This window comes from Dyella marensis (assembly GCF_049532885.1).
In the GTDB taxonomy this organism is placed as follows: Bacteria; Pseudomonadota; Gammaproteobacteria; order Xanthomonadales; family Rhodanobacteraceae; genus Dyella_D; species Dyella_D marensis.
The window spans coordinates 1629188-1645068 of the sequence record NZ_CP064029.1; the positions used below are offsets into that span (position 1 = coordinate 1629188).

At 69.4% G+C, this 15881-nt stretch carries 1 protein-coding gene (cut by a window edge); it reads left to right on the forward strand.

The window, feature by feature from the left end; translation table 11 throughout:
- On the forward strand, positions 1 to 15881 hold the 5' end (the start) of the coding sequence (locus tag ISN75_RS07250; RefSeq protein ID WP_343818915.1) for an amino acid adenylation domain-containing protein. The gene runs 15910 nt beyond the window's last position; only the first 15881 of its 31791 coding nucleotides appear in the window; it begins with the start codon at positions 1 to 3; its stop codon lies off the right edge, out of view.

Below are 15881 nucleotides of genomic sequence, written 5' to 3' on the forward strand. Positions count from 1 at the left end.
ATGAACGCCGGTCAGATCGAGCCGATCAATGTATCCCCCGAACGCGAGGACATCGCCATCGTCGGCATGTCCTGCCGCTTCCCGGGCGCCGCCGACTATGCGCAGTACTGGCGCAACCTGGGCGCTGGGATCTCCAGCGTGGGCGAGGTGCCGGCGAACCGCTGGGACAGGGAGGCGTTCTACTCGCCCGACGTGCGCGAGCCGAACAAGTCGACCAGCAAGTGGGGCGGCTTCATGGACGGCGTGGAGTTCTTCGACGCCGACTTCTTCGGCATCTCCGCGCGCGAAGCGGCGGTGATGGATCCGCAGCAGCGCATCATGCTGGAGCAGGCCTGGAACTGCCTGGAGGATGCCGGCTACGACCCGCGCGCCTTCAGCGGCACGCGCACCGGCGTCTATGTCGGCGTGTTCACCTTCGACTACCGCGACCACCTGGGCCGCGCGCTCGATGCCGTGGAGGCGCACGTCGCCACCGGCACGCATACCGCGCTCATTCCCAACCGCATCTCCTATTTCCTCAACCTGCACGGCCCCAGCATTCCGGTCGACACGGCCTGTTCCAGCTCGCTGGTAGCCTTGCACAAGGCCGCGCACGCCATCCGCCGCGGCGAATGCGAACAGGCCCTGGTCGGCGGCGTCAGCGTGCTGTGCAGCCCGACCCATTTCATCTCGTTCTCCAAGACCGGCATGCTGTCGCCGGACGGCAGCTGCAAGACCTTCGACGAGCGCGCCAACGGTTACGTGCGCGGCGAAGGCGCGGCGATGGTGCTGGTCAAGCCGCTGGCCAAGGCGGTGGCCGACAAGGACCGCATCCTGGCGGTGCTGCGCGGCAGCGCCGTCAACCATGGCGGGCATGCGCGCACGGTCACTTATCCGGGTTCGCTGGCGCAGTCCAACGTGGTGGCGCATGCGCTGCGCGAAGCGGACGTGCCGGTAGGCACGGTGAGCTATGTGGAGGCGCACGGCACCGGCACGCCTAAGGGCGATCCGATCGAGATCGAAGGCCTGAAGATGGCTTTCGCCCGCGTGGCGGAGGAGCGCGGCGAAGTACTGGATGCCGGGTCCTGCGGCATCGGCAGCGTCAAGACCAATATCGGCCACCTGGAATCGGTGGCCGGCATGGCCGGTTTGATCAAGACCATCCTGTGCATGCGCCATGGCGTGTTTCCGCCGCTGGTGCATTACACCAGGCTCAATCCGCGCATTGCGCTGGAAGGCAGTCCGTTCTTTATCGTCGACCGGGCGCAGCCGTGGGTGGTGCGCAAGGACGAGCAAGGGCGGCCGGTTCCGCGCCGCGCGGGCATCAGCTCGTTCGGCTTCGGCGGCGTCAACTCGCATGTGGTGGTCGAGGAGTATCCCGCCGGCGAGGCGGCAGCCGACGAGGTGGCCCCGTCGCGCGAACCTGCGCTGATCGTGCTTTCCGCGAAGACCGTGCCGGTGCTGCGCGAGCGCGCGAAGCAGCTGCTGGACGTGCTGGATTCCGGTGAAATCGGCGATGGACAGTTGGCCGATCTCGCTTACACCCTGCAGATGGGACGGCAGGGGATGGCGGCGCGCCTGGCGGTGGTGGTGGATTCGGTGGCGGCGCTGCGCGCGCGGCTGCAGTCGTGGCTTGACGGCGACACGCGCGGCATCTTTGCCGGCGAGCTTTCGGCCGAGGCGACCGCATGGTCCGCGGAAGCGGTTTTGGTCCAGCCCGATGCGGACGCGCTCGAAACGGCGCGGCGCTGGGCCGCGGGCGAGTCCTTCGATTGGGCCGCTCTTTACGCCTCCGTTCCGCGCCGCCGCCTTGCCTTGCCGACCTATCCCTTCGTGCGCGACAAGCACTGGGTCGAGCTGAAAACGGCAGTCGGCGCGCAGGCGGCGATCCATCCGCTCGTGCATCGCAATACCTCGACCGTGTCCGGCCTGCGCTTCACCAGCCGGTTCAGCGGCCGCGAATCTTTCCTTGCCGACCACGTGGTGCAGTCGCGGCCGACCCTGCCGGCGGCGGCGCAGCTGGAGATGGTCCGTTGCGCCGCGGAGCTTGCGTTCGCCGCGGGTGGCGCCTGCCGCCTGCAGGATGTGGTGTGGCTGCGCCCCTTCGTCGCCGAAGACGAGTCCAGGGATTGCCATGTCGCGCTGTTCGCGGAAGGCGAGGGGCGCTTCGGCTTCGAGATCTACGACGACGAAGGCGAGGGCTGCGTCTACAGCCAGGGTGCGGTGACGAGGCAGCTTGCTGCTGCCGAACCTGCGACGCACGATCTGACCGCATGGCGGGCGCGCTGCCGGCGCTCCGTCCGCGAGGCGGGCGCCAGCTACGAGTTGTTCGATCGTATCGGCCTGGCCTACGGACCCGCGCATCGCGCGCTGGGCGAAGTACTGATCGGCGATACGGAGGCGCTTGCGCGCATCGTGCTGCCCGACGCCGCCAAGCCTTCGCAGGGCGACTACGTGCTGCATCCCAGCGTGCTGGATGCCGCGCTGCAGGCGGCCATCGTGGTCGCCGCCGACGGGCAGTGGACGGATGCCGGACTCGCCCTGCCTTTTGCGCTGGCGTCGCTGGACGTGATGGCGCCATGCCATGGCGACCTGTGGGCACTGCTCCGCCGCGAAGCAGGACAGCGCACTGGCGATGGCGTCAGCCGCTTCGATATCGATCTTTGCGACGACAGTGGCGCGGTCTGCGCGCGCCTTGGCGGCTTCTCGCTGCGTGCGGTGGGGCAGGCGAACGAAGAAGCCGTGCGCACGGCGCTGTTCGTCCCTGCGTGGACGCCAGCGGCGGCCGCGACCGGAGCGGCTCCCGCGCAACATCTGGTGCTGTCATGCGTGCCGTCAGCGAGCCCGCACGTGCCCGGCGCGGCCTTTGTCGATATCGACATGCATGGCGATCTGGCGGAGCGCTACGAGTCGGCGGCGGCTTCGCTGCTCGAAGCGATCCAGGCGCTGGTGCCGCAACCCGGGCGGCACCTGGTGCAGGTGGTCGTTCCCCAAGCCGGCGAAGCGCAGCTGCTGGGCGGCCTCGGCGGCCTGCTGCGCACCGCGCAGCGCGAGAATCCGCGCATTGTCGGCCAGCTGATCGAAGTCGAGCCGGGGCAGGACATCGCCCGGGCCATCGCCGATAGCCGCGAAAGCCTCGCATCGCGCATCCGCTATGTGGATGGCGTGCGCCAGGAAGGTGCGTGGCAGGAGACGGCGGCGCCATCCGTCGCGCGCTCGCCCTGGAAAGCGGGTGGAACCTACCTGATCACCGGCGGAGCAGGCGGCCTGGGCCGGATCCTCGCCCGCCACATCGCTGCGTCCGCAAAGGACGCCACGCTGATCCTCACCGGCCGCTCGCCGTTGCCCGATGCGGGCTTCGCCGAGCTGGCGGCCATGGGCGCCACGGTGCGCTATCGCCAGCTCGACGTGGGCGACCGGGAAGCGGTCCTGTCCTGCGTCAGCGAACTTGCCAGCCTCAACGGCATCGTCCACGCCGCCGGCGTCCTGCGCGACAGCCTGCTGGTGCGCAAGACCCGCGACGAACTGCAGGAGGTGCTGCGCGCGAAAGTCGCCGGCACGCTGCATCTGGACGAAGCCAGCCGCGATCTGGATCTGGATCTTTTCCTCTGCTTCGCCTCCACCTCCGGCGCGCTCGGCAATGTCGGCCAGGCCGACTATGCGGCGGCGAACGCTTTCATGGACGCCTTCGCCCGCCATCGCGCCGAACTCGTCGCCCAAGGCCGGCGCCGCGGCCGCAGCCTGTCCGTGGACTGGCCGCTGTGGGAAGCGGGCGGCATGCGCGTCGATGACGCAACGCGCGCGGAGCTGCTCGCGCACAGCGGGCTGGTGCCGTTGCGCACGGCCAGCGGCCTCGCCGCGCTGGAGCAGGCGCTGGCGCTGGACGTTGCGCAAGTGCTGGTGGCGGAAGGCGCGATCGCCCGGTTCAAGGCTGCGCTCGTGGACAGCCCGGCTGCGGTGTCCACAGCTCCGATCGAGGCGGGTTCCGTCTCCGCCGAATTGCGCGACAAGGCGGTGCGCTACTTCGTCCGCCTGCTGGCCGGCACGCTCAAGCGCGCGCCGGAGAGCATCGACGCACGGGCGCGGATGGAAGCCTATGGCATCGATTCGATCCTGGTGATGGAACTGACCCGCTCGCTGGAGCAGGTGTTCGGCACGCTGTCCAAGACCTTGCTGTTCGAATACCAGACCATTGCCGAGCTGGCGGGGCATTTCCTCGAAGAGCATCGCGAGCGGCTGGTCGAGGCGCTGGGTGAGACCGCGCAGGAAGCACCGGTGGCGGGGCCGCGCGACACAGTCGCGCCGCCGCCGCTGTCGCGCCGTCCGCGTTTCGGTGTCAGCCAGCCCGAGCGCTTGGCGGCGGCGCTCGATGCCAAGAGCGCGGCCGGCGAGATCGCCATCGTCGGCGTGGCTGGCCGCTATCCGCAGGCGGCCGATCTCGCCGCGTTCTGGGCCAACCTCAGCCAGGGCGTCGACAGCATCACCGAGATTCCCGCCGAACGCTGGGACTACCGCGACTACTACGACGCCGACCGCGATGCGCCGGGCAAGACCTACGGGAAATGGGGCGGCTTTATCGATGGCGTCGACCGCTTCGATCCGCTGTTCTTCAATATCTCGCCGCGCGAAGCGGAACTGATGGACCCGCAGGAGCGCCTGTTCCTCGAATGCGTGCATGCCACGCTGGAAGATGCCGGCTACACGCGCGAGAACGTGGCCGAGGACGGCAACGTCGGCGTGTTCGCCGGCGTGATGTACGAGGAATACCAGCTCTACGGCGCGCAGGAGCAGGCGCGCGGCAACAACCTTGCGCTGCTCAACAGCCCCGCCTCGGTTGCCAACCGCGTTTCCTACTTCTGCAACTTCAACGGCCCCAGCCTGGCGCTGGACACCATGTGCTCGTCGTCGCTGACGGCGATCCATCTCGCCTGCCAGGCCATCCAGCGCGGCGATTGCGCCGTGGCCATCGCCGGCGGCGTGAACGTGTCGATCCACCCGAACAAGTACCTGATGCTGGCCCAGGGCCGGTTTATTTCGGGCAAGGGCCGCTGCGAGAGCTTCGGCGAGGGCGGCGAAGGCTATGTGCCGGGCGAGGGCGTGGGCGCGGTGCTGCTGAAGCCCTTGGCGCAGGCGCAGGCCGATGGCGACCACATCTATGGCGTGATCCGCGCCACCGCGGTCAATCACGGCGGCAAGACCAACGGCTACACGGTGCCGAATCCGAACGCGCAGGCGAAGGTGATCGAGCGCGCGCTGCGCCGGGGCGGTGTCGATGCGCGCGAGATCAGCTATATCGAGGCGCACGGCACGGGCACCAGCCTGGGCGACCCGATCGAGATCGCAGGCCTGGCCAAGGCGTTCCGCCACTGGACGCGCGACACGCGCTACTGCGCCATCGGTTCGGCGAAATCGAATATCGGCCACTGCGAAAGCGCGGCCGGCATTGCCGGCGTCACCAAGGTGCTGCTGCAGCTGAAGCATCGGCAGCTGGCGCCGAGCCTGCATTCGGCGGTGCTGAATCCGAACATCGATTTCGACGCCACGCCGTTCGTGGTGCAGCAGGAGCTGGCGCCGTGGGCGCGGCCGGTGATCGATGGGCGCGAGCGGCCGCGGCTGGCAGGTATCTCTTCGTTCGGCGCGGGTGGGGCGAATGCCCACGTGGTGATCGAGGAGTACATCGCGCCGCAACCGGCGGCACAGCCGTCCGGTCCGGCACTCGTCGTGCTTTCGGCGCGCCATGAGGACAGGCTGCGTGAGCAGGCTGCGCGCCTGCTTGCCGCGATCGAGGCGGACCGGCAACTGCCGCTGCACGATCTGGCCTACACCCTGCAGGTGGGCCGCGAAGCGATGGACGAGCGGCTGGGCGTGCTCGCTCATTCGCTGGAGGATCTGCGCACGAAACTCGCGGCCTACGTGGCCGGAGAAAGCGCGATCGAGGATCTTTATCGCGGACAGGCGCGGCGCAACAAGGACGCCTTGGCTGTCTTCGCCGGCGACGACGATGCGGAAGCCATCGTCGAGGCGTGGATCGCGCGCGGCAAGTTCGGCAAGCTGCTCGATCTGTGGGTCAGGGGCCTGGCGATCGATTGGGCGCGCCTGCGCACGGATGCACCGCCGCGGCGCATCAGCCTGCCCAGCTACCCGTTTGCGCGCGGACGCTATTGGGTGCAGACGGGCGAGGCCCGCCCGCTTGCCCCCATGACCGGTGCGAACCTGCATCCGCTACTGCAGCGCAATACCTCGGATCTCGACGGGCCGCGTTTCAGTGCCGGCTTCAGCGGCGACGAATTCTTCTTCGTGGACCATGTAGTGCGTGGCACGCGCATGCTGCCCGGCGTCGCCCAGCTGGAAATGGCGCGCCGCGCGGTCGCCGAAGTGGCCGGTGCCGGTTTCGAGCCGCGCCTGAAGAACGTGTCGTGGCTGCGGCCGATCGTTGCCGGTCCGGATGGCATCGCGCTGCAGTTGTCGCTTTATCCGGAAGCCGATGGCGCTCTCGGTTTCGAGATCCATGGCGAGGGCGACCTTGTTTACGCACAAGGCATGGCCGTCGATGGGCGCGGCGCCGAGGCGGTGGCGAATCACGATCTCGTACTGCTGCGCTCATCGTGCACGACCACTTACACCGCAGCGGACTGCTACGCCGCCTTGGCGCGGATGGGTCTGCAGTACGGGCCGTCGTTCCAGGGCATCCGCGAACTCTTCACCGGCGCCGGCCAGGTGCTCGCGCGCATTGCCGTTCCTGCAGCGGCGCCGGCGGATGGCTACGAACTGCATCCCAGCCTGCTCGATGCGGCATTCCAGGCCACGCTGGGCCTGCAGTTCCCGGTGCCCGCGGCTGCCGTGCCGCAGGTGCCGTTCGCGCTCGGCGGCCTGCAGGTGCTGCGCCCGTGCGCGGATGTCGCCTGGGCCGTGGTGCGCTACAGCGCCGGAAGCGGCGCCGGGCAGGCGGTGCCGCGCCTGGATATCGATCTGTGCGACGAGCAGGGGACGGTCTGCGTCCGCTTCACCGACGTGGGGCTGCGCGCGATGGCGGCCGCGGCGAACGAGCCCGCCGCGGCTCGCACCCTGATGCTGGAACCGGCATGGGCCGCGAAACCGGCCGGGGCTGCCGGCGCCGAGCCGTTCGCCAGCCATCTGGTCATGGCCTGCGGTGTCGACGCGGGCGTTGCACCGCCGGGCGTGACCGTGGTTGCGACTTCGATGGATGGCGATCTCGCGGCGTGCTACGAAGCCGCCGCCGCTACCTTGCTGGAGCGGTTGCAGGCCTTGTCCACGCAGGGCGGCATCCATTGCGTGCAGATCGTGGTGCCCGCCCATGGCGACGGCAGCCCGATGGCCGGCCTGCTCGGCATGCTGCGCACGGCGCGCCTGGAAAATCCGCGCCTGCACGGCCAGCTGATCGCGGTCGAACCCGGACAGGATGTCGCCAGGGCGCTGCTGGACAACCGGGACGACGACGCGCGCCATGTGCGCTACGCCGGCGGCGAGCGGCAGGTGGCGGGCTGGGCCGAACGCCAGGTTCCCGCTGCTTCCTCGCCGTGGAAGGACCACGGCGTCTACCTGATCACCGGCGGCGCCGGCGGACTCGGCTCGATCTTCGCCGAAGCGATCGCCCGCGACGTGCGCAATCCGGTGCTGGTGCTGACCGGCCGCTCCGCGCCGGACGAACGCATCCACACGGTCATCCGTCGCCTGGAAGCACTCGGCGCCGTGGTGCGGTATCACGCCGTCGACGTCGCCGATGCTGCATCGCTGACCGCGCTGGTGCGCAGCATCCCCGAAGAGTACGAAAGCCTCGACGGCGTGATCCACGCAGCCGGCGTATTGCGCGACGGCTATCTGGCCGGCAAGACCCGCCAGCAGCTGCGCGACGTCTTCGCGGCCAAGGTGGCCGGCACGCTGAATCTCGACGAAGCCACCCGCGACATGCCGCTGGATTGCTTCGTCTGCTTCTCCTCGATCGCCGGCGCCGCGGGCAATGTGGGCCAGGCCGACTATGCCGCGGCGAACGCCTTCATGGACGCTTTCGCGCACGAACGCGCCGCCCGCGTGGTGCGTGGCGAGCGCTACGGCCGCTCGCTGTCGGTGAACTGGCCGCTATGGGAACAGGGCGGCATGCACGCCGACGAGGCGACGCGCGCCATGCTGCTGCGGCAGTGGGGCATGCGCGCGATGGGCAGCGCCCATGGCGTGGATGCGCTGCACCGGGCGCTGGCCGCCGGTATCGGCCAGGTGCTGGTGATCGAAGGCGATGCCGCCCGCATTCGCGAAGTCTTTCTCGATGCGCCCCGTGTCGCGCCTGCGGCGGAAGCGCGTGCCATGCCCGCTGCATCCAGCGATGCCGCTCCGGCGCAAGGCCTGCGCGATCCGCTCAAGCGTGCGCTGATGGCCCAGGTATCCGCGCTGATCAAGGTGAAGCCGGAAGATCTCGATGGCGATACCTCGCTCAACGAATACGGTTTCGATTCGATCTCGCTGACCGGCTTCGCCAACGCGCTGAACCGGCAGTACGGCCTCGACCTGATGCCGACGATCTTCTTCGAGTACTCCACGCTGGATGGCCTGGCCGGTTATCTGGAGCGCGAATACCGCGACGTGCTGGCGGCGCGCTTTGCTGCGCCGGTGCCGGCGGCAGCGATGCCCGCACCGGTCGTCGCGGCGGAGGCGCCGGCGCAGGAGGCCCGCCGCGCGCGCCGCGGCTACGCCGCCACCGCCGCGGCCCCCGCACCCGCAGCGAAACAACCGGTTGCGATTATCGGCATCAGCGGGCGCTTCCCCATGGCCGAGGATATCGATGCGTTCTGGCGCAACCTCGACGAAGGCCGCGACTGCATCGGCGAGATGCCCGCCGGCCGCGCCGACTGGCTGGCCTGGCACGGCGAACGCGCGCCGGAAGGCAGCGCGGGCCAGATTGTGCGCGGCGGCTTTATCGAGGGCGTGGACGCATTCGACCCGGCCTTCTTCGGCATCTCGCCGCGCGAAGCGGAGCTGATGGATCCGCAGCAGCGGCTGATGATGATCCACATATGGAAGGCGCTGGAGGATGCCGGCTACGCCGCCTCGGCGCTGGCCGGCAGCGACCTGGGCCTGTATGTGGGCACTATGCCCAGCGGCTATGCCACCCTGGCCAGCCGTGCCGGCGCGGCGATCGAGGGTTACTCCTCCACCGGCACGGTGGCGTCGGTCGGCCCCAACCGCATGAGCTATTTCCTCGGCGTGCACGGGCCGAGCGAGCCGGTGGAAACCGCCTGTTCCAGCTCCCTGGTGGCGCTGCGCCGCGCGGTGCTGGCGATCGAGCGCGGCGATTGCGCCATGGCGGTGGCCGGTGGCGTCAACACCATCGTCAACCCGGAGTTGCATATCAGTTTCGAGCGCGCCGGCATGCTCAGCGCCGATGCCCGCTGCAAGACCTTTTCCGCCGATGCCGATGGCTATGTGCGCGGCGAAGGCGTGGCCATGCTGGTGCTGAAGAAGCTCGCCGATGCCGAGCGCGATGGCGACCATATCTACGGCCTGGTGCGCGGCACCGCGGAAAACCACGGCGGCCGCGCCAATTCGCTGACCGCGCCGAATCCGGCGGCCCAGGCCGCGGTGATCCGCCGCGCGCACCAGGACGCCGGCATCGATCCGCGCACGGTGACCTATATCGAAGCGCACGGCACCGGCACGCCGCTGGGCGATCCGGTGGAAGTGAATGGACTGAAGGCGGCGTTCCGCGATCTCTATGCCGCCACCGGCGGCGGCGAAGTGGCCGAAGCGCACTGCGCGCTCGGTTCGGTCAAGACCAATATCGGGCATCTGGAACTGGCCGCCGGCGTGGCCGGCGTGGTCAAGGTGCTGCTGCAGATGAAGCACCGCAGGCTGGTGAAGAGCCTGCATGCGCAGACGCTCAATCCGTATATCGACCTGGCGGGCAGTCCGTTCCGCGTAGTCGGCGAGGCGCGCGAATGGACGGCATTGCGCGACGCGCAGGGCCGCGCCGTGCCACGGCGCGCGGGTGTGAGTTCGTTCGGCTTCGGCGGCGTCAATGCGCACGTCGTGCTGGAGGAGTACATCGCGCCGGTGGCCGATGCGGCGGCTGTCGAAGGCCCGGTCGCCGTGCTGCTGTCCGCGCGCGATGGCGAGCGCTTGCACGAGCAGGTGCGGCAGCTTGCGGCTTTCGTCGCCTCGCCGGAGACGCGCGCCAGCGTTTCGTTGGCGGATCTCGGCTACACCTTGCAGATCGGCCGCGAGCCGATGGAGGAACGCCTCGGCGTGATCGCCGGTTCGCTGGACGATCTGCACGGCAAGCTGGCGCGCTTCCTGGACGGCACCGGCGCGGTGCATCGCGGCCGTGCCGACAAGGCGCGCGAAGGCATGGACGGCAAGATCGAGGCATGGATCGCGCAGGGGCGGCTGGATACGCTGGTCGAGCTGTGGGTGCAGGGCCACGCCATCGACTGGCGCAGGCTGCATGCCCACCGCGTGCCGCGGCGCGTCAGCCTGCCGACTTATCCGTTCGCGGCGGAGCGCTACTGGATCGCGGCGGGCGCGGCGCCGCGCGCTGGCGCGGCCGCGCTGCATCCGCTGGTACAGCGCAATACCTCGACCTTGGAAGGGCCGCGTTTCAGCAGCCGCTTCGGTGGGGACGAGACGGTGTTCGCCGATCATCGCGTCGGCGGGCGTGCGGTGTTGCCGGGTGTTGCGCAGTTGGAGATGGCGCGTGCTGCGGCGGGTCTGGCGCTGGAATCCAGCGGTCCCCTGCACCTGAAGGACGTCGCCTGGATGCGGCCGGTGCTGGCCGGCGACGAGGGCGTGGAGCTGCATCTGTCGCTTTATCCGCGGGATGGCGGCGATGTCGCCTATGAACTCCATGCGGATGGCGATCTGCTTTATGGCCGGGGTACGGTCACGACGATGGCCGGCGCGGCTGCGCCGATGCCACATGACATCGATGCCTTGCGCGCGCGCTGCGCGGTGCGGCATCTCGATGCTGCCGCGTGCTATGCGATGTTCGAGGCCATGAGCCTGGGTTATGGCGAAGGCTTCCGCGGCCTCGTCGAAGTGTTCGCGTGCGAGGACACGGTGCTCGCGAGGGTTGCGCTGCCCGAGGCCTGGCGCGCGGCGGGGCAGGCTTATGAGCTGCCGCCGGGCCTGCTCGATGCGGCCCTGCAAGCCTCCATTGGCCTGTTCGCCGGTGATGGCGGCAACACGCCGCCGCTGATGCTTCCCGTGTCGCTTGCTGCGCTGGATGTCTTAGGGCCATGCGCGGATGCCACCTGGGTCGTGGTCCGGCGGAGCGATGCGGCGGACGTGGTGGATATCGATCTGTGCGGCGACGACGGCATGCCGCGCCTGCGTTTCCACAGGCTGGCGTTCCGTGCCGTTGAGGCCGCGTCGGCCGAAAACAGCGTCGTCATGGAGCCGATGGCGATCGCCCCTGCGCAGGCGGCGCTCATCGCCGTAGGGCACGCCGAAGACGATGCTGCCTTCCTGGAACGCGCCACGCGCCATTTCGAGCGCTTCCTGTCGGCCGCGCTGAAGCTGCCCGCGCACCGGATCGAGCGCAAGGCGCGGATGGAGACCTACGGCATCGACTCGCTGATGGTGCTCGACCTCACACGCGCCTTGGAAAAGACCTTCGGTCCGCTGCCGAAGACGCTGTTCTTCGAGTACCAGACGCTGGCCGACCTGTCCGGCTATTTCGCGCGGCAGCATCGCGAGGCGCTGGCCGGGCTGCTCGGCGAGCGGCGCAGCGCGGCCGCGGCGGTATCCATGCCCGTGGCAACGAAGACGGCGGCCGCGCCTCCGACACGCCAGGCACGCTATGCCTTGCGCAACCGCGCCATCGGCGACGAGAGCGGCGCCATTGCCATCATCGGCGTCGCCGGCCGCTATCCCCAGGCCATCGATCTGGATGCGTTCTGGGCCAACCTGAGCCAGGGCGTCGACAGCATCACCGAGATCCCGGCCGAGCGCTGGGATCACTCGCGCTACTTCGACGAAGACCGCAACGCCCCGGGCAAGACCTACGGCAAGTGGGGCGGTTTTATCGACGGCGTCGACCGCTTCGATCCGCTGTTCTTCAATATCTCCCCGCGCGAAGCGGAACTGATGGATCCGCAGGAACGGCTGTTCCTCGAATGCGTGCATGCGACGCTGGAGGATGCCGGCTACACCCGCGACAACGTCGCCGGGAATGGCAACGTCGGCGTGTTCGCCGGCGTGATGTACGAGGAATACCAGCTCTACGGCGCGCAGGAACAGGCCCGCGGCAAGGCGCTGGCGGTGCCCGGCCACCCGGCGTCGATCGCCAACCGCGTCTCGTACTTCTGCAACTTCAACGGCCCGAGCATGGCGCTGGACACCATGTGCTCGTCGTCGCTGACCGCGATCCACCTGGCCTGCCAGGCGATCCAGCGCGGCGATTGCGCGGTGGCGCTGGCCGGTGGCGTCAATGTGTCGGTGCATCCGAACAAATACCTCACCCTGGCCCAGGGGCGCTTTATCTCGGGCAAGGGCCGCTGCGAGAGCTTCGGCGAGGGCGGCGAAGGCTATGTGCCGGGCGAGGGCGTGGGCGCGGTGCTGCTCAAGCCCCTGGAACAGGCCCAGGCCGACGGCGACCATATCTACGGCGTGATCCGCGCCACCGCGGTCAACCATGGCGGAAAGACCAACGGCTATACCGTGCCGAACCCGAATGCGCAGGCGGAGGTGATCGAACGCGCCTTGCGCAAGGGCAGGGTCGACGCGCGCCATATCAGCTATATCGAAGCGCATGGCACGGGCACCAGCCTGGGCGATCCGATCGAGATCGCCGGACTGTCGAAGGCGTTCGCGCACTGGACGGCGGACACCGGCTACTGCGCGATCGGTTCGGCGAAGTCGAATATCGGCCACTGCGAAAGCGCGGCGGGCATTGCCGGCGTCACCAAGGTGCTGCTGCAGCTGAAGCATCGCCAGCTGGCGCCGAGCCTGCACTCGGCAGTGCTGAATCCGAATATCGATTTCGATGCGACGCCGTTCGTGGTGCAGCAGGAGCTGGCGCCGTGGGCGCGGCCGGTGATCGATGGGCGCGAGCGGCCGCGGCTGGCCGGCATTTCCTCGTTCGGCGCCGGTGGCGCGAATGCCCATGTGGTGATCGAGGAGTACGTCGAAGCCGTATCGATCGAGCATCGGGACGACGGCCCGGCCATCGTGCCGCTGTCGGCGCGCGACGACGCGCGCCTGCGCGAACAGGCGCAGCGCCTGCTGGCCGCCATCGAGGCCGATCCGCAACTATCGCTGCACGATCTCGCCTACACGCTGCAGGTCGGCCGCGAAGCGATGGACGAGCGCCTCGCGCTGCTGGTGCATACGCTGGACGAGCTGCGCGGCAAGCTCGCCGCCTGGCTGGCCGGCGACACGGCGATCGACGAGCTTTACCAGGGACAGGCGAAGCGCAACCGCGAGGCGCTGGCCGAGCTCACCGATGACGACGATATGGACGGCACGGTGCGTGCGTGGCTGGCCAAGGGCAAGCACGGCAAGCTGCTGGCGCTGTGGGCGAGGGGGCTGGCGTTCGACTGGCGCAGCTTGCATGCGGGCCGGCAGCTGCGCCGGGTGAGCCTGCCGACGTATCCGTTTGCCCGCGAGCGTTACTGGCTGCCGCTGGAGGCTGCGCCTTCGAACGAATCGCAAGCCGCCGCGCTGCATCCGCTGCTGCACCGGAATACCTCGACGTTCGCGCTGCAGCGTTTCAGCTCGCGCTTCACCGGCGGTGAGCCTTTCCTGGCCGACCACGTGGTGCGCGGCAGCCGCGTGCTGCCCGGCGTGGCGCAGCTGGAAATGGCGCACCGGGCCGTGCGCGAGGCGCTGGATGGCGACGAGCGGCTGCGCTTGGTGGACGTGGCATGGCAGCGGCCGGTGGTGGCGGATGCGGATGGGCTGGAGGTGCATGTCGCCTTGCTGCCGCAGGACGATGCGGCGATCCGCTTCGAGATATCCAGGGGCGATACGGTCTGCACGGTCGGATCGGTGGCTGTCGTCGAGGAAGGCGAGCCGCCGGCCGCGCATGACATGGAGAGCCTGCGCCGGATCTGCGTGGCGTCGCGGCTGGATGCGGCGCAGTGCCAGTTGGCCTTCGAGCGCATGGGGCTGGCGTACGGTCCGTCGCTGCGCGGTTTGACGGAAGTTCTGGTCGGGACCGGGCAGGCCCTGGCGCGCATCGTTCTGCCGGCGGGTACGAAGCTGGACGGATTCGGCCTGCATCCGAGCCTGCTCGATGCGGCCTTGCAGGCCACGCTCGGCCTGGCTTCGCCCGAGGGCGGCACGCTGTGGTTGCCCGCATCGCTCGCGTCGCTGGACATCCATGCTGCATGCGCCGAGCGCATGTGGGCCGTGGTGACGCGGCGCGACGACAGCGACTCAACCGGCAAGAGCTTCGATATCGACCTGTGCGATGACGCGGGCCGGATCTGCATCCGTTTCGGCGGCGTGCTCCTCCGCCAGGCGCCCGCCATCCAGGATGCCGCGCCGGTTCTGCTGGCGGCGCCCGCATGGCTTGCGCAGCAGGCGGCTTCGGGAGACGTGGCGGGCTCCGTGGCAAAACATGCCGTGCTGCTTGCCGGCCTCGCGGCGGCGGAAGCCGATCGTGTGCGCCTTACGTTCGGTGACGCCACGACTGTGGAGCTCGGCAGCGATCTTGCGCAGTCCTACGAAGCGGCCGCCGCCGCCTTGCTGGATACGCTGCGCGCATGGGCCACCGAGCCTGGCCCCTGCCTGGTGCAGGTGGTAGTGCCGGCGCAGGGCGCGGCGCAGGCGATGGCCGGACTGGAAGGCATGCTGCGCACCGCGCGGCTGGAGAATCCGGGGATCCGCGGCCAGCTGATCCGTATCGAGGCGGGCCAGGATGCGGTGCGGGTGTTGGCAGAGAACCGCTCTGACGACGCCGTTTCGATTCGCTATGTGGATGGCGTGCGCCAGACCGCCGGGTGGACGGAAGCGCAACCGGCGGCGGATGCCGTTTCGCCGTGGAAAGCCGGCGGCACCTATCTCATCACCGGCGGTGCAGGCGGCCTCGGGCTGGTGTTCGCCCGCGATATCGCCAGGCAGGCCCAAGGCGCCACCCTGGTGCTGACCGGCCGTTCACCGCTGAGCGGCGAAACACAGGCCGCGCTCGACGAACTCGCGGCGCTGGGTGCCACGGCCCGTTATCGCCAGCTCGACGTAGGCGACCGCGCCGCGGTGCTGGCCTGCGTGCGCGAGATCGCCGAGGCCGAAGGGCTGGACGGTATCCTGCACAGTGCCGGCGTGCTGCGCGATGGCTTTATCCTGCGCAAGTCGCACCAGGATCTGCGCGACGTGCTGCGCGCGAAGGTTGCCGGCACCGTGTATCTGGATGAAGCGAGCCGCGATCTCCCGCTCGACGCGTTTATCGTGTTCTCGTCGCTGGCAGGGGCCATCGGCAATGTCGGCCAGGCCGACTACGCGGCGGCGAACGCCTTCATGGATGCGTTTGCGCACCACCGCGATGGCCTGGTTGCGCAAGGCCAGCGCAGTGGCCGCAGCTTGTCGGTCAACTGGCCGCTGTGGGACCACGGCGGCATGCGCGTCGATGCGGCCACGCGGCAGCGTCTTCTGCGCGAGCGGGGCATGGCGCCGCTGGGGACCGTGGAAGGTTGCGCCGCCCTGGCGCAGGCATGGTCGCTGGGTTCGCCCCAGGTGCTGGTTGCCGCGGGAGACCTGGCGCTCCTGCGCGCGGACGTGCTGGGCCAGAGGGCGCGGCAGCGCGTCGCGGCACCGGAGCCGGTGCAAACGGCGGCGCCTGTCGAAACCCCGGCGGACGACCTGCGCGAGCGCACCGTGCGCCACCTGGTGCGCATGCTCTCGGCCACGCTGAAGCTCCCGCCGCAGCGTATCGACGCCGACGCCCGCCTGGAAGC